Source organism: Actinocatenispora sera, assembly GCF_018324685.1.
Classification (GTDB): domain Bacteria; phylum Actinomycetota; class Actinomycetes; order Mycobacteriales; family Micromonosporaceae; genus Actinocatenispora; species Actinocatenispora sera.
Window position 1 is genome coordinate 3,788,807 of sequence record NZ_AP023354.1, and the last position, 17,154, is coordinate 3,805,960.

The following is a 17,154-nucleotide window of genomic DNA, read 5'->3' on the forward strand; positions in this document are numbered from 1 at the left end:
GTTGACAGCCGGAACCGACCACCGTGTACTGATGCCGCGGTCGTACCGGTGCCGCCGGACCCGGCCGCGCGGGCCACGGTGCGCCCCGACCGCTGCGGCAGCTGTCGATCCCGGGGGAGCCATCGTGCGCACGCTGTTGGTGGACAACCACGACTCGTACACGTTCAACCTGTTCCAGCTGCTCGCCGAGGTCAACGGCACCGACCCGGTGGTACTCGCGAACGACGACGACGCGCTCGCCACCGTCGATCTCGCCGGCTTCGACAACATCGTCGTCTCACCCGGCCCCGGACATCCCGCCGTGGCCCGCGACCTCGGGCGGGTGCCGGCGCTGCTGGCCGGTACCGACCTGCCGGTGCTCGGTGTCTGCCTCGGTCACCAGGCGCTCGCCTGGCTGTCCGGCGGTACCGTCCGGCCGGCGCCGCGGCCTGAACACGGCCGGCTCGCCCGCATCACCCATCGCGGCGACGAGCTGTTCGCCGGCGTACCGGCCGAGTTCGTCGCGGTCCGCTACCACTCGCTGTGCGTCGCCGAGCCGCTGCCACCCGACTACGTCGCGACCGCGTGGGCGGACGACGGCGTCGTCATGGCGATACGGCACCGCGCCCGCCCGCGCTGGGGAGTCCAGTTCCACCCGGAGTCGGTCGCCTCGACCTTCGGCCGAGAGCTGCTGACGAACTTCCGCGACCTGTCGACCACCGCCCGCCCCCGACCGAGCACGAAAGGCACGCCGACCGATCGGTCCGCTGCCGCGCCGCTCGACCCGGGCGCGGTCTCGGCGGGACGCACGCTCGACGCGACGGCCGAGCCCGGCGGCCCGACGGCGCCGCGCGTGCCGTCCGGGTTGGGGATCCCGGCGAGCCGGGATGAGTCCGGAGAGCCGGTCCCGGCGAGCCGGAGTGGGCTGGGAGAGCCGGTATCGGCGGACGAGCCACGGTTGCGCCTGCTGCACGCCGAGCTGCCGGTGTCGGTGGACGCCGAGGCGGCGTTCGAGACGCTGTTCGCCGGCTCGCCGGACTGCTTCTGGCTGGACAGCAGCCGGGTCGAGCCGGGGCTGTCCCGGTTCTCGTTCCTCGGCGACGCGTCCGGGCCGCTCGCGGAGACGCTGAGCTACCGGGTCGGCGAGGCCGGCGTGACGATACGGTCGGCGGCCGGATCGCGGGTCGAGCCGGGCACCGTGTTCGACGTACTGCGGCGCCAGCTCGCGCGGCGCCGGATCGACGATCCGGGCCTGCCGTTCGACCTTGCCGGCGGCTACGTCGGCTGGTTCGGCTACGAGGTGAAGGCGGACTGCGGTGCCGCCGCGGCACACCGCTCCCCGACACCGGACTCCTGCTGGATCTTCGCCGACCGGCTCGTCGCCGTCGATCACGAGCGCGGCGTCACCCACCTGATCGCTCTGCACCGCGGCGACGACCGCGCCGCCCGCGCCTGGGTCACCGCGACCCGTGCCCGGCTCGCCGCTATCCCCGGGCCGCCGCGCCCCGCCGCGCACGCCGACGGGCCCGGGAACGGCGCCGGGGCGGCGCCGGATCCGGTACCGCATCTGGTGCTGGACCGGGCGGCCTACCTGGACCGGATCGGCGAGTGCCAGCGCGAGCTGCGGCGCGGTGAGAGCTACGAGATCTGCCTGACGAACGCCGCCCGGGTGCCCTACACCGGCGACGACCTCGCCCTGTACCGCCGGCTGCGGCGGCTCAACCCGGCCCCGTACGCGGTGCTGCTGCGCACCGGCGGTGTCTGCGTGTACGGCTCCTCGCCGGAACGGTTCCTGCGCGTGACCCCGGCCGGCCGGGTCGAGACCAGGCCGATCAAGGGCACCGCGCCGCGCGACCCCGATCCGGTCCGGGACGCCGAACTCGCCGCCCGGCTGGCCGGCGACGCGAAGACCCGGGCCGAGAGTCTGATGATCGTCGACCTGCTGCGCAACGACCTCGGCCAGGTGTGCCGGGTCGGCTCGGTCTCAGTCGACCGGTACCTCGCGGTCGAGTCGTACCGGACGATGCACCAGCTGGTGTCGACGGTGTCCGGGCAGCTGCGGCCGGACGTCGGCGCGGTCGACTGCGTGCGGCACTGCTTCCCGGGCGGCTCGATGACCGGCGCCCCGAAGCAGCGCACGATGGAGATCCTCGACCGGCTCGAACCGGCCGCCCGCGGCGTCTACTCCGGCACGCTCGGCTACTTCGGCCTGACCGGCGGCGCCGACCTGAGCATCGTCATCCGTACCGCGGTGCGGTACGGCGACGAGCTGCACATCGGCGCCGGCGGCGCGATCGTCCTCGACTCCGACGCCGCGGCCGAGTTCGACGAGGTGACCCTGAAGGCCGCCGCCCCGCTCACCGCCTGGTACCAGGCGAGTCGGGTGGCGGCGCCCGTCGGGTGACGGCGCACCGGCCGGTCACCCGCCGTCGGTGGTCGTGCCGCCGGTGGTGGTGGGCCGGGTGGTGGTGACGCCGGTGGTGGTGACGCCGGTACGGCCGCCGTCGATGTCGAGCACGGCGCCGTGCACGAATGCGGCGTCGTCGGAGGCGAGGTACACCGCGGCGGCGGCGATCGCGTCCGGGTGCCCGGCGGTACCGGCCGGGGTGCCCTGCATCAGGGTCTGGCCGGGGAACGTGCCGGCCGGGTCGAGCGCCGGGTCCCGGACGACGCCCGGCGAGATCGCGTCGACCCGCACGCCCCGGCCGCCGAACTCGGCGGACCAGGCGCGGGTGAGCGTCTCCAGGGCGCCCTTGGTCGACGCGTACAGTGCGCCCGTCGGCACGCCTCGCCGCGCGATCCAGGACCCGAGGTTGATGATCACGCCACCGCCGGCGGCCACCATCGCGGGCGCCACCACCTGGGTGAGGAAGAACGGCGCCTTGACGTTCACCGCGTACACCCGGTCGAAGGTCGCCGGATCGGTCGTCGACGTCGTACCGGGCGGGTAGATCCCGGCGTTGTTGACCAGGATGTCGAGCCGCCCGCCCAGCCGGCGGGTCGCCTCGGCGGCGAGCGCCTGGCTGGCCTCGGCCGTACCGTCCAGGTCGGCTCGGACGAAGCTGGCCCGGCCGCCGGCCCGCTCGATCTCGGCGACCACGGCGTCGCCACGGTTGTCGTCCCGGCCGGACACCACCACGTGCGCCCCCTCGGCGGCGAACGCGCGCGCGATCGCGCGGCCGATGTTGCTGGTCGAGCCGGTCACCAGGGCCGTGCGGCCCTGCAGTCGTTGTGTCATGCCCTGGACGCTAGGCCGCTAATTCTGGACCCACCAGTCCAAACATGACTCGGGTGTGATGGCGGGGATCCGCTTCCACTTCCCGGTGTCTCGCGGCAGCGGCGGCTGATTGTGGACCGGCGAGTCCAGCATGGACTAGGCTCAGCGGGTGAGGATCACGGCGAAGGGGCGCGCGACCCGGCAACGCATCATCGATGGTGCGGCGGCTCACCTGCACAGCGCCGAGCCGGGGGAGATGACCCTCGACGACGTCCGCGCCATCACCGGGACCAGCAAGGGCCAGCTGTTCCACTACTTTCCCGGCGGCAAGGAGGAACTGCTGCTCGCCGTCGCGCAACACGAGGCCGACCGGGTGCTCGACGACCAGCAGCCGCACCTCGGTGCGCTCACCTCCTGGCCGGCCTGGCAGCGCTGGCGCGACGCGGTGCTCGCCCGGTACCAGGCGCAGGGCTCGCACTGCCCGCTGAGTGCGCTGATGAGTCAACTCACCACCACTCCGGGGGCCACCGAGGTGGTGCGCGCGCTGCTCGCCCAGTGGCAGCAGCACATCCGGGTGGGCATCGAGGCGATGCAGGCCGCCGGCCGGATCCGCCCCGAACTGGACCCCGACCGTACGGCCGCCGCCTTCGTCGCCGGCATCCAGGGCGGCGTTCAGGTGCTCCGCTCCACCGGCCGCATCGACCACCTCGCCGCCGTCTTCGACGTCCTCCTCACCCACCTCCGCACGACACCTACTGACACGACCACGGGCCGGTGACGACGCCGAGGCTCGGCGGGTGGCCGGCCGTCAGCGGTGGAACCAGCTGAGGATCCTGTGCCACAGCCGGCCGCGGAACTCGTGCCACCGCTCCAGCTGTTCGCGCTCCAGGCCGGACCGCACCTGTTGCCCGGCCTGGAGCGCCTCGACACTTTCCTGGTTACGGCTGCGCACCCACTGCCCGTTCGTGCCACCGGGGTACATGGCCGTCTCCGTTCGTCGACCGCGCTTCGTCTCGACGCTAGCGAGCAAGGGGTGACGAGGACAAGGGGCTCTCGGCGCCTGCTGCGCGCGACGGATTCGGTGGCAGCCCGCTGCGGGACCCCAGACGTGCGAGCATCACCGCACGTCCTGGACGAGCAGTCCGTCGATGCGGCAGAAGAAGACCCGGGCGCGGCCGTCGTGGTCGTTCGGGTCGAGCGGGCCGGCGGTCAGGTAGCACATCCCGTCGGTGAGCGCCGGTTCGGCGGTGATCACGTGCCACCAGGCGGAGCCCGCCCCGTACACCCCGGCGGCCGGGCTGATGTGCACCAGCTGTCCGGCGCGGGGAAGGCGATCGGGCCGCCGGACAAGGTTCGTCATAGCCGCTCCCTTCGCGAGCGGTCAGGGGCCGGGCGGCGTGGACTGGACGCCACCCGGCCCTGTTTGCGGAGTGCAGCCAGGCTACTTGTCTGAACCATTCTTGTACAGTCTCACCCATGGGTATGTAGGTGTGTATATGCTGGCTCGCGAGCACCTTGGCATCGTCAAGGTGAGGGGATGGAGGCCGTGCCGGACATCGAAGTGCCGAAGTGGGAGCAGATCGCCCTCGACGTCGAGAAGCAGATCCGCTCCGGGGCGTATCAGCCCGGCCAGCGGGTGATGTCGGAGAACACCATCGCCCAGGCGTACGGAGTCGCCCGCGGGACCGCTCGCCGGGCGATCGCCGGGCTCGTGGAGTGGGGCATGGTCCGGGTGCGGCCACGGCAGGGCGTCTACGCGGCGCCCCGGGAGTCCTGGCGCAAGCCGGCGTAGCCGCTCGTACCCGTTGCTGGGAACAGATGTCGTCGTCACCGAGGATCGGGTGCCGACTGCCCGCGTCCGCACCATCCACCACCGCCATCCGGCTGACGTTCGACGCCGCCGGTACGCGGCAGCGCCCGCCACCGGTGGTCCGGCGGCGGGCGCTGTTCGGGTTGCCCTGGGGCGATCAGACGATCAGACGTCGCATTGCCGGGGGCGATCAGACGTCACGTTGCCGGAGGCGATCAGACGTCGCGTTGCCGGAGGCGATCAGACGTCACGTTGCCGGGGGCGGTCAGACGTCGTAGTAGAGGGCGAACTCGTGCGGGGTGGGGCGCAGGCGGATCGGGTCGACCTCGTTGGCGCGCTTGTAGTCCACCCACGACTCGATCAGGTCGCTGGTGAACACGTCGCCGGCGAGCAGGTACTCGTTGTCGGCCTCCAGTGCGTCGAGCACCTCCGGCAGCGACCCCGGTACCTGCTTGACGCCGGCGAACTCCTCCGGCGGCAGCTCGTACAGGTCCTTGTCGACCGGCTCCGGCGGCTCGATCTTGTTGCGCACTCCGTCGAGCCCGGCCATCAGCATCGACGAGAACGCCAGGTACGGGTTGGACGACGGGTCCGGCACCCGGAACTCGACCCGCTTGGCCTTCGGGTTCGTGCCGGTCACCGGGATGCGGGTGCACGCCGAGCGGTTGCGCTGCGAGTACACCAGGTTGACCGGCGCCTCGAACCCGGGCACCAGCCGCCGGTACGAGTTGACCGTCGGGTTGGTGAACGCCAGCAGGCTCGGCGCGTGGTGCAGCAGGCCGCCGATGTACCAGCGGGCGACGTCGGACAGGCCCGCGTACCCGGTCTCGTCGTAGAAGAGCGGGTCGCCGCCGGCCCACAGGCTCTGGTGGGTGTGCATGCCCGACCCGTTGTCGCCGAACAGCGGCTTCGGCATGAACGTGGCGGTCTTGCCGGCGGCGTGCGCGGTGTTCTTCACGATGTACTTGAACAGCTGCACCTGGTCGCCGGAGTGCAGCAGGGTGGAGAACCGGTAGTTGATCTCGGCCTGCCCGGCGGTACCGACCTCGTGGTGGGCCCGCTCCACGACCAGTCCGGCCCGGAGCAGGTTCCGGGTGATCGTGTCGCGCAGGTCGGCGGTCTGGTCGACCGGCGACACCGGGAAGTAGCCGCCCTTCGGAGTGATCTTGTGGCCCAGGTTGGCGCCGCCCTCGACCGAGCCCGAGTTCCAGGCGCCCTCGATCGAGTCGATGTGGTAGAAGCCGTGCTGGGTGGCCGTGTCGTACCGGATCGAGTCGAACAGGTAGAACTCGGCCTCGGCGCCGAAGTAGGCGGTGTCGGCGATGCCGCTCGCGGCGAGGTAGGTCTCGGCCTTGCGGGCGATGTTGCGCGGGTCCCGGCTGTACGGCTCGCGCGTGAACGGGTCGTGCACGAAGAAGTTGAGCGCCAGCGTCTTCTCGGCCCGGAACGGGTCGACGAACGCCGTCGCCGGGTCGGGCAGCAGCAGCATGTCCGACTCGTGGATCTGCTGGAAGCCGCGGATCGAGGAACCGTCGAACGCCAGACCGTCGGTGAACACGTCCGCGTCGAACGACTCGACCGGCACCGTGAAGTGCTGCATCACCCCCGGCAGGTCGCAGAACCGGACGTCGACGAACCGCACGCCGTCGTCGGCCAGATACTTCAGCAGTGCCTCGGAGTTGTCGAACACGTGTCCTCCGTCGTCTCGCGTCTCGATGCGTACCCCCGGGTACCCGGACAGGGTAGGTACCCGCCGTTGCCCGGCCGTATCTGCATTGTTTCGCCGCTGTTACGTGCCCGCCGGCTTTCCGCCCCCCTGACCACGACCACGGCTGGGCGGAACCGCCCCCGCAACACCCACCTGAGCGCGCCGACCCGCGGTACGGGCGCGGACCCGGGGGCGCCGGTACCGGCGAGTCGCCGTAAGCTGGGCCGGTGAGCGAGCGCTCGTCCCAGCAGACCACCGGCCGGCCCGCCGACCCGAACGCGCCGGCCGAGCCGGGCAGCCCCGCCACCTGGGGCAAGCGGTTCGTCGCGCTGGTCCTCGACTGGATCCTCTGCCTGCTGGTCGGAACCGTGCTGGCCCGCCTGACCGGGGTGTTCTCCAACCAGACCATGGTCGGCTTCTGGGCCTACCCGGTGCTGATCGTCGAGTACGGGGTCTTCATCGGGGTCTTCGGCCAGACGGTGGGCATGCGTCTGGCCCGGATCGCCTGCCTGCGGGTGTCGGATCATGGCCGGGTCGGCGTGCCGCGGGCCCTGCTGCGCGGCTTCCTGCTCTGCCTGATCGTGCCGCCGCTCGTGATCGGCCCGGGTGGCCGCGGCCTGCACGACCGCGCCGCCCGCTCGATCATGGTGCACACCTGATCCGAGCGCCCGGACGGTGCCGGTCGGTCGCCGACCAGGGCCGACGGCGGTCAGGCGGACGGGTTGTCCTCCGGCGTGGGGCGGGCGGTGCGCCGACGGGGGGCGAACTGTGCGGCGGCGATGGCGCCGAGCGCGAGGACGAAGCCGGCCACCTGCAGCGGGCCCAGGGACTGGCCCAGCACCAGCCAGCCCACGGCCGCGGCGACGACGGGGGAGAGCAGGGGCAGGAACGACAGCGCGGTGACCGGCAGCCGGCCGATGCCGGTGAACCAGAGGCCGTACGCGAGCAGTGTGCCGACGCCGCCGAGCCACAGGTAGCCGCCGAGCGCGGGCAGGTCCAGCGGTGGCAGCGCTCCCTCGACCAGTACGGCGAGGGGGAGCAGCAGGAGCCCGCCGGCGGTGAGCTGCCAGCCGGTGTACGCGAGGACGCCGACCGGTCGTCGCCACCGCTTCGACAGGACCACGCCGGCCGCCATCCCGGCGGTACCGAGGCTGCCGGCGACGATGCCGACCGGATCGAGGGCGGCGCCGGCGCGCAGCACGATCACCGCCACCCCGCCGGCTCCGGCGATCGCCCAGCCGAGCCGCCACAGCGTCGGTCGCTCCCGGAGCAGCCCGTACGCGAGGGCGGCGACGGCGAGCGGTTGCAGTGCGCCGAGGATCGCGGCGACGCCGCCGGGCAGCCGGTACGCGGCGACGAACAGCAGCGCGAAGAAGGCGCCGATGTTGAGCGTGCCCAGCAGGGCAGCGCGCCACCACCACGCGCCGCGCGGTAGCCGGCGGCCGAGGGCGAGGGCGATCAGACCGGCCGGCAGCGCGCGCAGGGTCGCCGACCAGAGCGGATGGCCGGGCGGCAGCCATTGGCTGGCGACCAGGTAGGTGGTGCCCCAGACGACGGGGGCGAGGGCGGTCAGCGCGGTGCGTGCCGCGACGGATCCCGCCGGCGCCGCGAGGGCACCGGCGGCCTGCGCGGTACGGGTCCGGGCGCCGGTGGCGGTGTCGGCCATGGCAAACTCCTCGACGTTGAAATGTTCAACGTCGAGAAATCTAGGCCGCGAGCTATCTTGGTGTCAAACAGTTCAATGTCGAGGAGTGTGTGATGCCGGACGCGGTCGATCGGATTCTCGCGCAGTGGCAGGCCGAGCGGCCCGATCTGGACGCCAGCCCGATGGGCATCGTCGGCCGGATCAAGCGGGTCGGCCGGCTGCTGGAGCACGGCCTCGGGGAGTACTTCGCCCAGCACGACCTGCAGTCGTGGGAGTTCGACATCCTCGCCACGCTGCGCCGCAGCGGCCCGCCCTACCAGCTGACCGCCGGCGCGCTGGTGGCCTCCTCGATGATCACGTCGGGTGCGATGACCAACCGGATCGACCGGCTGACCTCGCGCGGGCTGGTGACCCGCCGGGTCGATCCGGGCAACCGGCGCAGCGTGCTGATCGCGCTGACCGAGGAGGGGCGCACGCTCATCGACCGCGCGGTGACCGGCCACGTCGCCAACGAGGACCGGCTGCTTGCCGGCCTGTCGGCGGCGCAGCGCGACCAGCTCGCCGACCTGCTGCGCACCCTCGCCCTGCACCTGGGCGACGAGGCGCCGGCAAGCCGGACCTAGCGGGTCCTACCGGCCGCGCATCGCCTTGTAGGCGCCCTTGGGCGGGCGGGCGTTCCGGGGCATCGGGCCCTTCGGCATCGGCGGCCGGGAACCGATCGCGCCGAGCCGGGTGTCCAGCGCGGAGACCTGCTTGGCGGTGATGTTGCGGGGCAGCTTCAGCAGATGGCTGCGCAGCTTGCGCAGGCTGACCTGGCCCTCCTCGTCACCGACCTGGATGTCGTAGATCGGGGTGTCACCGGCGACCCGGGAGGTGCGCTTCTTCTCCTGGCCGAGCAGGCTGCGCAGCCGGCCGGGGTTGCCCTCGCCGATCAGCACGACGCCGGCGCGGCAGACCGCCCGGTGCACGAAGTCCTCCTGCGTGGTCGCCTGCACCGCGGGGGTGACCTTCCAGTCGCCGCGCATCGTCTGCAGGATCGCCGCGGCGGCACCCACCTTGCCCTCGGCCTCGTTGAGCATCGCGGTGTTGGCCCGCAGGTTCATCACGATCAGCACCGCGAGCAGCGCGAGCACCACGCCGACCGCGATCCAGACCGGCGAGCCGAGCAGCAGGAACGCGATCACGCCGGCCGCGAGCGGGATCACCACCGCGACGATCACCAGCGGCAGGAACAGGGTGTCGCGCTTGGCGGTGAACACGAACGCGGTGCGGATCTGCTTCAGGCGTTCGAGGAACGATGCCTTCTCCGGCTCAGCTTTGGCCATGCCGTGAGTCTATCGACGTCTCCCGCGCAGCGACGTACCGGCGGAGTGTCGGGCCGGCTGGCGCGCGCTCGCTACCGTCGGTCGACGATCGCGCGGCGGGCGCGGGGTGGAACGGGAGGCAGCGCGGATGGCGTACGGACCGGTCGGCTACGCCCCGACCCGGCGTCGGCCCCGTGCCCGGGGCAGCCTGGGCGTCACACTGGTCGGGTTCGTCCTGATCGTGGTGGGCGGTGCCGGCCTGCCGTGGTTCGGTGCCGACCAGCTCGACCTGCACGACACCTCGTTGGGCGGCGTGACCACCTCGGCGAGCGCCGTCGGCGTCGGCGCGTTCGTGCTGGTGCAGTGCGTGATGCTGGTGCCGGCGCTGCTGGTGGCGCTGGCCGGAACGCTCGACTCGACGGTCTGCCGGGTGCTGTACGCGGTGCTCGGCGTGCTGTGGCTGATCGTGCTGACGATCGTCGAGATCGCGGCCGGCGGCGTGGCCAGCGCCAACGGGTACCAGCTGCCCACCGCCGGGATCGGTGTGTCGGTGATCGTCGGCGTGCTGCTGCTGTGCTGGTTCGTCGGGTACGCGTTCCTGCGCGGCCTGGCGCTGCGGGTCGTGTCCGGGTTGTTGCTGCTGTTCGCCGCCGGAGCGTTCACTCTCGGCGCGGTCGGCCTGGCGCGGTACTCCGGCGTGCTCGCCGCCGGGGTCGGGCTGGCCGGCTTCGGCTACCTGCTCTGCGCGATCGGGTCGTTCGCCGGCCCCCGGTACGAGTACTACTGACCGGGCGCCGGCGTCGACCCGATCAGACGGACTGGATCGCGAGCTCGGGCGGCAGCGCCTCGCCGCGCGCCGTCTTGGCCTGCCGGAACAGCCGGCCGGCGCGGTACGACGAGCGCACCAGCGGCCCGGCCAGCACGCCGGCGAAGCCGATCCGCTCGGCCTCCTCGCGCAGCGCCACGAACTCCTCCGGCTTGACCCACCGGTCGATCGGGTGGTGTCGCACCGACGGGCGCAGGTACTGGGTGATGGTGAGCAGCTCGCAACCGGCGTCGAACAGGTCCCGCATCGCCTGCACGACCTCGTCGAACTCCTCACCCATGCCGAGGATCAGGTTGGACTTGGTGACCAGGCCGTCCTCGCGCGCCTTGGTGATCACCTCCAGCGACCGCTCGTACCGGAAGCCGGGGCGGATCCGCTTGAAGATGCGCGGCACCGTCTCGATGTTGTGCGCGAGCACCTCCGGCCGGGACGAGAACACCTCGGCCAGCTGGTCGGGCTTGGCGTTGAAGTCGGGAATCAGCAGCTCGACGCCGCAGCCGGGCACGTGCTTGTGGATCTGCCGGACGGTCTCGGCGTACAGCCAGGCGCCGCCGTCGGGCAGGTCGTCGCGGGCCACGCCGGTGATCGTCGCGTACTTCAGGCCCATGGTGGCGACCGAGTCGGCCACCCGGCGCGGCTCGTCGGCGTCGAACTCGGCCGGCCGCCCGGTGTCGATCTGGCAGAAGTCGCACCGGCGGGTGCACTGGTCACCGCCGATGAGGAAGGTGGCCTCGCGGTCCTCCCAACACTCGTAGATGTTGGGGCAGCCGGCCTCCTCGCACACGGTGTGCAGGCCCTCGCGTTTCACCAGGCCCTTCAGATCCGTGTACTCGGGACCCATCTTGGCGCGCACCTTGATCCACGGCGGCTTGCGCTCGATGGGCGTTTCGGAGTTGCGGGCCTCGATGCGCAGAAGTCGTCGGCCCTCTGGCTGAACCACGGTCACGCCGGCCAGCCTAACGCCGCGAACCGGTACGCACGGCGGTCCGTGACGTCACTCACCGCACGTTACGTGAGGTGCCTCACGTCTCCGGCGGGCTGCCCGGTTTGTGACCCGCTGGTACCGGCTTCACCCGGCCCTTGCGTCCCGCTCGGCCCGTGTCGCTGCCGGCGGCCCGCGGTGCTTCGCCCGTCCGTGACCGCGGCGGCGGTCAGCCGACCCGGCGGTAGCCGCAGACGTAGCCGTGCGGCAGGTTGGCCCGGACGAACTGCCACCGGGTCTTCTTGCCGGTCAGGTCGTCGGTCGACTCGTAGTAGTCGTGCTCGCCGACCGTCCACAGCGTCGCGAGCCCCTTCGGCCGGTACACCACCGGCGACGAGGCGTCCCGGTCCGCGTACAGGGTGACGCCCTCGAGCTGACGCATGTCGCCGTCGTTCAGCGCGCACTCGCGCACCGCGCCCTTCTCCGGCGTGCTGCGCATCAGGAAGCCGTCCCGCTCGACCACCGTGTAGCTGTACGGGGTGCGGCCGCGGTCGGAGTCCGCGCAGCTGCTGTCCGGAATGCCGAGCCCCACGGTGATCGCGAACGCGTGGTCGCGGTAGGCGACCGTCCGCACGTCGGAGCCGCAGTGCTCGCCCACCACCAGCGGCTGGTCGTCCTGCACCGCGGTGCGCCTCGCGGCGTCCCAGCGCCACACGTAGTACGCGGTGTACTCGTTGACCCCGGCGGCGCAGACCAGCCCGGCCGCGGCCACCTGGCTGCCACCGCCGATGTCGCCGTACACCGGGGCACCGGCGCCGCGGCAGCTGACCGGTCCACCGTCGGGGGTGCTGCCCTTGCCCCGGCCGTCGTGCAGCGTCAGCGTCCGGTCACCGCGCTGGGTCCGGGCCCGCAGCATCGCGTTGAGCATCGGGTGGTGCCAGGCCGCCGAACCGAATTCGAACCCGCGGATCGCGTCCGGCGCCGCGCTGGGCGATCCGGGGTGCGGCGACGCCGAGGCGCCGTGCGTGGCCGGCGGGGCACCGTCCGGGCCGCAGCCGGTGACCGCCAGCGCGCCGAGCGCCAGTATCCCCGCCGCGATGCACGTCCGCCGCCGCACTCGTACCCCCGGCCGTCGATCGTCGTCGATGTGTCCGGGAAAGGTAACAGCCCGCCGGCAATCTGGTTGCCGGTACCTGGTGCGTGCGCGCTATGGTCTGCGGCAACGGCACTGACGGAGCCAAGTAGCACGTGGACCCCGGAGCCGAGAGAGCCGCCTGCTGCTGTGACGGCGGCCTCCGGACCACGCGTGAAGACCCTCCCGAGCCGCGGGGAACAACGGCGCGACCGGCCCGGTCCGGGGCTGCGCCCCAAGCCCCGCCGGCCGGCCCCCGTGATCGGGCCAGCGATGCCGGTTCGCCGGCGTCGCGCAAGGCCGCCTCGTGGCGGCGAAGGTGTGGTGGCACCGCGACCTTGCCCCATCGCCCACACCAACAGGGCTGCGACAGGCGGCGTGTTGGTCGGCGAGGCACCTCTCCACCGTTCGCACACCTCCGGGCCGCAGCCCTCGCCAGGGGTCCGCGTATCCGTACGAGGAGGTGTTGTGGTGCAACGCATTCTGTCCACCGAGCTCGCCGCGCACGCCGGCGAGCAGGTTCGGCTGGCCGGCTGGGTACACCGGCGGCGGCTGCTGAAGTCCGTGGCGTTCCTGATCCTGCGTGACCGGGCGGGCCTCGCCCAGGTCGTGGTGTCCGACCCGGCCGCGCGGCAGCGCTTGGCGCAGCTGCCGGAGGAGACGGTCGTCGAGGTGACCGGCCGCGCGGTCGCGAACCCGGACGCCCCGGGCGGGATCGAGGTCGTCGAGCCGGGCTGGGAACCGCTGTCCGAGCCGGCCGAACCGCTGCCGTTCGAGCTGTACCGGCCGGAGCTTCGGGTGAGCCTGCCGACGGTGCTCGACGCGGCGCCGTTCGCGCTGCGCAACGCGCGGCAGCGGGCGCCGATCGAGCTGGCCGCCGCCGGGGTGCGCGGGTTCCGCGCCACCCTGGACGGCCTCGGCTTCACCGAGGTGCACACGCCGAAGCTGGTCGGCTACGCGACCGAGTCGGGTGCGAACGTGTTCGGCGTCGACTACTTCGGCCGCCGGGCCTACCTGGCGCAGAGCCCGCAGTTCTACAAGCAGGCGATGGTCGGCGTGTTCGAGCGGGTGTACGAGGTGGGCCCGGTGTTCCGGGCCGAGCCGCACGACACCGCCCGGCACCTGGCCGAGTACACCTCGCTGGACGCCGAGCTGGGGTTCATCGAGGACCACCGGGACGTGATCGGCGTGATCCGGGACGTGTTCGCCGGGATGGTGGAGGCGATGGCCGGCTCGGCCGGCGGCGCGGTCGCCGCGGCCGGGATCGCCCTGCCGGAGGTACCGGCCGAGCTGCCCGTGGTGCACTTCGCCGAGGCGCTGGAGCGCATCGGCGCGGCGGCGGGGGAGGACCTGTCGGGCGAGCAGGACCTGGCGCCGGCCCACGAACGGTGGCTGTCGGCCTGGGCACAGCGCGAGCACGGCTCGGAGTGGCTGATCGTCGAGGGGTACCCGACGGCGAAGCGCGCCTTCTACACCCACCCGGACCCGGCCCGGCCCGGCTACTCGCGCGGCTTCGACCTGCTGTTTCGTGGACTGGAGCTGATCAGCGGCGCGCAGCGGCTGCACCGGTACGCCGACTACGTGGCGGCGATCACCGCCCGCGGCGAGAGCATCGAGCCGTACGCGTCGTACCTGGAGTTCTTCCGGCACGGGATGCCGCCGCACGGCGGGTTCGCGATCGGGCTGGAACGGTTCGTGGCCCGGCTCACCGGCGCCGCGAACGTGCGCGAGGTCACGCTGTTCCCGCGCGACCTCCACCGCCTCACACCCTGACGCCCGCCGCCCCCGCGGAAGTTGATCAAGGGATCCAGGCACGTTTCGCCAGGACGGCGGGAACGGATCCCTTGATCAACATCGTCGGGCGGGCGGGCGGCGGGCGGCGGGCGGGCGGCGGTTACGGGAAGAGCATGTGGACGCGGGACTCGACCATCGGGAGCACCTCGGCGACGGTCACCTCGCGGCCCAGCTCGTAGCTCAGCGAGGTCACCCCGGCGTCCCGGATGCCGCACGGCACGATCCGGTCGTACCCGGTGAGGTCGGAGTTGCAGTTGAGCGCGAAGCCGTGCTCGGTGACCCCGTGCGAGACGCGCATCCCGAGGGCGGCGATCTTGCGGGTCGGTCCGCGGTCGTCGGCGAGCACCCACACCCCGCCGCGCATGTCCTTGCGGGTGGTGATCCGGGTGGTCGGCACGCCGAACTCGGCGCACACCGACATGACGAGGTCTTCCACCCGGTGCACGAACGCGATCACGTCGACCGGGTCGGGCAGCTTGATGATCGGGTAGCCGACGAGCTGCCCGGGGCCGTGCCAGGTGATCTTGCCGCCGCGGTCGACGTCGATGACCGGGGTGCCGTCGGTCGGGCGGTCCAGCGGTTCGGTGCGCTTGCCGGCCGTGTACACGCTGGGATGCTCCAGCAGCAGCAGCGTGTCCGGGCCGGTGTCGTCGATGCGGGCCTGCTGGATGCGGCGCTGCTGGTCCCACGCGACGCGGTAGTCGACGAGGCCGGCGCGGACGATTTCCAGCCGTTCGGCGGGAGCTGCCTGCTCCCGCAGCGCGATGTCGGTCACGCTGCGAGCCTAGTCTCGCTACCCGGTACCGGCCGGGCAGTGTGCGCCAGCAGACGGGTTCCCGCCGAGGGCCTGCGGTACGTACCAGGACAGTACGGTCGAATTCGGGTCGACTGGCCGCGCCGGCCGGGTGCCGGTTAGCCTTTCCCGCTGGTGGATGCGGCCGTACGAGGCGGGTGTCGCGACGCGCCGACCCGCGATCGGGCGGCCGGCGCGTAAACGATCTTGGGCCTACGGTTGAATCATCCGCGGCGAACATGGTGCTGGCTGACCGCCCGCCGAATGGGCGCTATACGATTCTGGAACATCTCGGGCTCCGCGGTGATACTCTGCGCCGCCACCTCGGGCGCGTGATGCTCCGGGTCGACTCGATCCCCTCGCCGGCACCCCTTCGCCGGCCGACGGCCCACGGGCAGGCGAAATCGGAGGACATCTTGACGGTGGAAGTCGGAACGCTCTGGCGACAACGCAGCGTCATGGGGATGTTGGTGCGCCGGGACCTGGCGGTCAAGTACCAGTCCTCGATGCTCGGGTACCTGTGGTCGCTGATCGATCCGCTCGTGCAGGCGCTGATCTACTGGTTCATCTTCGGGGTGCTCTACCACCGCAGCGGCGACGAGAACATGCTCGGCCACGCCGGCTATCCGCTGTTCATCGTCTCCGGCATCTTCGCCTGGATGTGGATGTCGGCCGGCATCACCGAGTCGGCGCACGCGTTGAGCTCGCAGTCCCGGCTGATCACCACGATGCGGGTGCACCGGCAGATCTTCCCGATCTCGAAGGTGTTCGCCCGGTCGGTCGAGTTCCTGGTCGGCATCCCGGTGGTGCTGGTGTTCGCGCTGATCTTCCACGGCTACTTCACCTGGCGGCTGCTCGCCATCCCGCTGGCCATGGTGATCCAGGGCGTGCTGCTGATCGGGGTGGCGCTGATCCTCGCCCCGCTCAACGTGCTGTTCCGCGACGTGGAGCGGATGACCCGGCTGATCGTGCGCATCCTGATGTACTCGGCGCCGGTCATCTACCCGCTCGCCCGGGTGATCGGCGCGCCGGGAGATCCGTCCTCCCTGCCCGGCTGGTTCCAGTTCCTCTACCAGTGCAACCCGCTGGTGGGGATCATGGAGTTGCAGCACGGCGCGTGGATCGCGCCGATGTTCCCCAGCGCACAGTTGGTGATCATGTCGGCGACCGGTTCGCTGATCGTGTTCATCCTTGGCTGGTGGGTCTTCAACCGGGCCGAGTCGGCCGTGCTCAAGGAGCTGTAGGAAGACGATGAGCACCATCATCGAGGCGCACGACCTGGGCATCCGGTTCAGCAAGAACCGGAAGCGGCAGCGCAAGCTGCGGGAGATGTTCATCTTCCGTGGCAAGAACCGCGGCCCGAAGATCAGCCACGACTTCTGGGCGTTGCGGCACATCAACTTCAGCATCGAAGAGGGCGAGGCCGTCGGCCTGATCGGCGCGAACGGTACGGGCAAGTCGACCCTGCTGCGGATGATCGCCGGCGTGCTCAGCCCGGACGAGGGCTGGGTGGAGTGCCGGGGCAAGGTGGCTCCGCTGCTGGCCCTGTCCGCCGGCTTCTCCGGCGACCTGACCGGCCGGGAGAACGTGCAGATCGTCGCGGCCATGCACGGCCTGAGCCAGCAGCAGATCCGGAAGCGGTTCGACGCGATCGTCGAGTACGCCGACGTGGCCGAGTTCATCGACACGCCGATCCGGCACTACTCCTCCGGGATGAAGGTGCGGCTCGGGTTCGCCGTGCTCACCCAGCTGGAGCACCCGGTGATGCTGGTCGACGAGGCGCTCGCGGTGGGCGACCGCAAGTTCCGGGAGAAGTGCTACAAGACCATCGAGGGGATGCTCGCCGAGGGCCGCACCCTGGTGCTCGTCTCGCACTCCGACAAGGATCTGCGCCGGTTCTGCAAGCGTGGCATCTACCTGCGCAAGGGTGAGCTGATCTCCGACGGCCCGATCGAGTCGGTCCTGGACGAGTACCACGACTACGCCAAGGCCTGAGCACGCCGGCCCGGCCCCGCGCCGGCCCG

The 17,154-nt window shown here is 71.8% G+C and carries 18 protein-coding genes; 9 read left to right on the forward strand and 9 right to left on the reverse strand.

Annotation, left to right across the window (positions count from 1 at the left end):
- Nucleotides 1–124 precede the first annotated feature (124 nt).
- Entirely contained in the window at nt 125–2,383 is a 2,259-nt protein-coding gene (locus Asera_RS18040) for a chorismate-binding protein (RefSeq protein ID WP_244843932.1), read from the forward strand.
- A gap of 15 nt (nt 2,384–2,398) precedes the next feature.
- Here the strand turns inward: Asera_RS18040 and Asera_RS18045 are convergent, their stop codons facing one another.
- Nucleotides 2,399–3,217 (reverse strand): SDR family NAD(P)-dependent oxidoreductase, encoded by an 819-nt coding sequence (locus tag Asera_RS18045; protein WP_084132188.1) that lies wholly within the window; start codon nt 3,215–3,217, stop codon nt 2,399–2,401.
- 148 nt (nt 3,218–3,365) lie between these two features.
- Here Asera_RS18045 and Asera_RS18050 point away from each other — a divergent pair, with 148 nt between their 5' ends.
- On the forward strand, nt 3,366–3,974 hold the full coding sequence (locus tag Asera_RS18050; protein WP_030447868.1) for a TetR/AcrR family transcriptional regulator: 609 nt from the start codon (nt 3,366–3,368) through the stop codon (nt 3,972–3,974).
- Between the two features lie 30 nt (nt 3,975–4,004).
- Here the strand turns inward: Asera_RS18050 and Asera_RS18055 are convergent, their stop codons facing one another.
- Nucleotides 4,005–4,178 carry a hypothetical protein gene (locus Asera_RS18055; protein WP_157034994.1) on the reverse strand — a complete coding sequence of 58 codons (174 nt, stop codon included), beginning with the start codon at nt 4,176–4,178 and terminating at the stop codon, nt 4,005–4,007.
- 135 nt (nt 4,179–4,313) lie between these two features.
- Nucleotides 4,314–4,556: a hypothetical protein gene (locus tag Asera_RS18060; RefSeq protein WP_157034995.1), complete on the reverse strand. Its 243-nt coding sequence runs from the start codon at nt 4,554–4,556 to the stop codon at nt 4,314–4,316.
- Nucleotides 4,557–4,733: 177 nt separating this feature from the next.
- Here Asera_RS18060 and Asera_RS18065 point away from each other — a divergent pair, with 177 nt between their 5' ends.
- Nucleotides 4,734–4,988 carry a GntR family transcriptional regulator gene (locus Asera_RS18065; RefSeq protein ID WP_035297650.1) on the forward strand — a complete coding sequence of 85 codons (255 nt, stop codon included), beginning with the start codon at nt 4,734–4,736 and terminating at the stop codon, nt 4,986–4,988.
- Nucleotides 4,989–5,271: 283 nt separating this feature from the next.
- Here Asera_RS18065 and glnA read toward each other — a convergent pair whose 3' ends face one another.
- Nucleotides 5,272–6,696: a type I glutamate--ammonia ligase gene (gene glnA, locus Asera_RS18070; RefSeq protein ID WP_030447871.1), complete on the reverse strand. Its 1,425-nt coding sequence runs from the start codon at nt 6,694–6,696 to the stop codon at nt 5,272–5,274.
- 245 nt (nt 6,697–6,941) lie between these two features.
- On the opposite strand from glnA, the gene Asera_RS18075 reads away from it, so the two are divergent.
- The gene (locus Asera_RS18075) at nt 6,942–7,373 is read left to right on the forward strand and encodes an RDD family protein (RefSeq protein WP_030447872.1); all 432 of its coding nucleotides are present in this window, start codon (nt 6,942–6,944) and stop codon (nt 7,371–7,373) included.
- A 50-nt stretch (nt 7,374–7,423) separates the two neighbouring features.
- Here the strand turns inward: Asera_RS18075 and Asera_RS18080 are convergent, their stop codons facing one another.
- Nucleotides 7,424–8,380 (reverse strand): EamA family transporter, encoded by a 957-nt coding sequence (locus Asera_RS18080; RefSeq protein WP_051802620.1) that lies wholly within the window; start codon nt 8,378–8,380, stop codon nt 7,424–7,426.
- Nucleotides 8,381–8,472: 92 nt separating this feature from the next.
- On the opposite strand from Asera_RS18080, the gene Asera_RS18085 reads away from it, so the two are divergent.
- Nucleotides 8,473–8,982 (forward strand): MarR family winged helix-turn-helix transcriptional regulator, encoded by a 510-nt coding sequence (locus Asera_RS18085; RefSeq protein ID WP_030447874.1) that lies wholly within the window; start codon nt 8,473–8,475, stop codon nt 8,980–8,982.
- Between the two features lie 6 nt (nt 8,983–8,988).
- Here Asera_RS18085 and Asera_RS18090 read toward each other — a convergent pair whose 3' ends face one another.
- Nucleotides 8,989–9,684: a DUF4191 domain-containing protein gene (locus tag Asera_RS18090; RefSeq protein WP_030447875.1), complete on the reverse strand. Its 696-nt coding sequence runs from the start codon at nt 9,682–9,684 to the stop codon at nt 8,989–8,991.
- A gap of 127 nt (nt 9,685–9,811) precedes the next feature.
- On the opposite strand from Asera_RS18090, the gene Asera_RS18095 reads away from it, so the two are divergent.
- Nucleotides 9,812–10,450, forward strand: coding sequence for a hypothetical protein (locus Asera_RS18095; protein ID WP_157034996.1), 639 nt, complete (start codon nt 9,812–9,814; stop codon nt 10,448–10,450).
- Nucleotides 10,451–10,472: 22 nt separating this feature from the next.
- Here the strand turns inward: Asera_RS18095 and lipA are convergent, their stop codons facing one another.
- Both lipA and Asera_RS18105 read right to left on the reverse strand, forming a co-directional pair.
- A complete protein-coding gene (lipA, locus tag Asera_RS18100) occupies nt 10,473–11,435 on the reverse strand; it encodes a lipoyl synthase (RefSeq protein ID WP_030447877.1) in 963 nt (320 codons plus the stop codon).
- A gap of 205 nt (nt 11,436–11,640) precedes the next feature.
- Nucleotides 11,641–12,528, reverse strand: a complete 888-nt coding sequence (locus tag Asera_RS18105; protein WP_030447878.1) for a hypothetical protein — start codon at nt 12,526–12,528, stop codon at nt 11,641–11,643.
- 486 nt (nt 12,529–13,014) lie between these two features.
- On the opposite strand from Asera_RS18105, the gene aspS reads away from it, so the two are divergent.
- Nucleotides 13,015–14,316, forward strand: coding sequence for an aspartate--tRNA(Asn) ligase (gene aspS, locus Asera_RS18110; RefSeq protein WP_030447879.1), 1,302 nt, complete (start codon nt 13,015–13,017; stop codon nt 14,314–14,316).
- A 121-nt stretch (nt 14,317–14,437) separates the two neighbouring features.
- On the opposite strand, the gene lipB is transcribed toward aspS, so the two are convergent.
- Complete coding sequence (gene lipB / locus Asera_RS18115; RefSeq protein WP_244844199.1) at nt 14,438–15,103, reverse strand: lipoyl(octanoyl) transferase LipB; 666 nt, start codon at nt 15,101–15,103, stop codon at nt 14,438–14,440.
- A gap of 443 nt (nt 15,104–15,546) precedes the next feature.
- Between lipB and Asera_RS18120 the strand changes: the two genes are divergently transcribed.
- Both Asera_RS18120 and Asera_RS18125 read left to right on the forward strand, forming a co-directional pair.
- Nucleotides 15,547–16,374, forward strand: a complete 828-nt coding sequence (locus Asera_RS18120; RefSeq protein ID WP_030447881.1) for an ABC transporter permease — start codon at nt 15,547–15,549, stop codon at nt 16,372–16,374.
- Between the two features lie 7 nt (nt 16,375–16,381).
- Nucleotides 16,382–17,125, forward strand: coding sequence for an ABC transporter ATP-binding protein (locus tag Asera_RS18125; protein ID WP_030447882.1), 744 nt, complete (start codon nt 16,382–16,384; stop codon nt 17,123–17,125).
- Nucleotides 17,126–17,154 lie beyond the last annotated feature (29 nt).

Bases quoted from the DNA above. Each gene is read 5' to 3' on its own strand.
- Asera_RS18060 (WP_157034995.1), bottom strand. From the start codon at position 4,556: ATGACGAACCTTGTCCGGCGGCCCGATCGCCTTCCCCGCGCCGGACAG.
- Asera_RS18090 (WP_030447875.1), bottom strand. From the start codon at position 9,684: ATGGCCAAAGCTGAGCCGGAGAAGGCATCGTTCCTCGAACGCCTGAAG.
- Asera_RS18085 (WP_030447874.1), top strand. From the start codon at position 8,473: ATGCCGGACGCGGTCGATCGGATTCTCGCGCAGTGGCAGGCCGAGCGG.
- Asera_RS18125 (WP_030447882.1), top strand. From the start codon at position 16,382: ATGAGCACCATCATCGAGGCGCACGACCTGGGCATCCGGTTCAGCAAG.
- Asera_RS18095 (WP_157034996.1), top strand. From the start codon at position 9,812: ATGGCGTACGGACCGGTCGGCTACGCCCCGACCCGGCGTCGGCCCCGT.
- Asera_RS18055 (WP_157034994.1), bottom strand. From the start codon at position 4,178: ATGTACCCCGGTGGCACGAACGGGCAGTGGGTGCGCAGCCGTAACCAG.
- Asera_RS18045 (WP_084132188.1), bottom strand. From the start codon at position 3,217: ATGACACAACGACTGCAGGGCCGCACGGCCCTGGTGACCGGCTCGACC.
- Asera_RS18065 (WP_035297650.1), top strand. From the start codon at position 4,734: ATGGAGGCCGTGCCGGACATCGAAGTGCCGAAGTGGGAGCAGATCGCC.
- Asera_RS18080 (WP_051802620.1), bottom strand. From the start codon at position 8,380: ATGGCCGACACCGCCACCGGCGCCCGGACCCGTACCGCGCAGGCCGCC.